Genomic DNA, 1,300 nt, shown 5'->3' with positions numbered 1-1,300 from the left:
CCTGTGGAAGCACCAGTGCTCTTCGGGCTTCACTTTCTGATTCGCCCTGTGAAGCTGATCGTCCCCGGCTCTTGCTTGTGCTCTTTGATGTGGTTGTAATATACCCAAGTTTTTCTGATATCTTCGCGGCATCATCCTCTTCGCTGACAGCATAGATAATACGGCATGGATGAGCACTCATCAGCGTTTTGGCTCCCTCAATACCATAGATTTCATTTAGCTGACTGATATTCTGATAAATCGTCAGCAGTTTAAGTTTAAAACCTGCAATATACCCTGACCCCTTTTTAATAATTGGCATATAACCAATCGAAGGGAACTCATCAAGAAACATCAGGCAGTCATGTTTCAGGGTGGGATCAAAATCAGGATTTTCACGCAATGTCACTTCAACAACGAAGTTGAAAAACAGGTTCAGAAAATCGTAAGCCAGAGATATATCTTCCGCATTAACACCGACATAAACAGTGATATCTTCCCGTCGCAACTGACGGAGATCGAAATCATTACCATCAGTACATTTACGAACGGTTGGGAGATAAAACAGGCTCATTTTCTTACGGAAAGAACCATCAATGCTTGAACGCTGTTCATCTTCCGTTTCGTGATATTCCCTGATTTTGGTCAGGGCATCGTGCAAATGATACAACGCGTTTTCATCAAGTCCGTTTGTTCCCTCCAGTTCTTCCCGCTTACTGAGTATCAGTTCCCTGTCAATATTGCTGTACAGGTCGACGACAGAACCGATTGAGAAAACGGGTTTAAGCCCGAACTCATTAAGCCAGGACGGCTCATAGTTAATAAAGAAATGAAGCAACTTAGCCAGTCCTGTCCAGTACTGACCAGCAAGGTTATTAAAGTGCGCTTCTGCCCCTGTCATGCCGTAAGACGGAAACAGAATTTCAATCAGTTTAAGCAGATCCTTAGCACCACTCTCTGCTTTTAAATCAATATAGAAAAGGGGGTTAAACTGATGTGTCTTACTGTTGAATGGGTCGAGAAGATAAACTTTATTACCCAGCAGTATTTCACGCACCTTACTGGTGATTTTCCACAATTCCTGTTTTGGATCTAACGCAATCAGAGAGTGTTTTCTGACCAGAAGATTAGGGATACCAATGGCGGCACCTTTACCGGCGCGGGTTCCTGCACCAAGAGATACAAAATCCGGGGCGGTATACCACAGATCTGTTCCTTTATACGCGCCGACCAGAATATCCGTATCATTTTCTGTCTCCCACTTAAGCAGTTTTGATTTTTTTAAATCATTGTCACTGGCAAACTTCGCATCACCATAAAG

1 protein-coding gene is annotated in these 1,300 nt (G+C 43.3%); it reads right to left on the bottom strand.

What is annotated here, in order from left to right; translation table 11 throughout:
• Positions 1–1,300, bottom strand: a 1,300-nt coding sequence (locus tag RTW80_RS25390; protein ID WP_312720822.1) for a type IV secretory system conjugative DNA transfer family protein, incomplete at both ends; no start/stop codon positions are given.

The organism is Escherichia sp. AM3 (assembly GCF_032029835.1).
GTDB classification, from domain to species: domain Bacteria; phylum Pseudomonadota; class Gammaproteobacteria; order Enterobacterales; family Enterobacteriaceae; genus Escherichia; species Escherichia coli.
The sequence above is the reverse complement of the archived record's forward strand: the minus strand, read 5'-3'. Positions and strand labels throughout refer to the sequence as shown.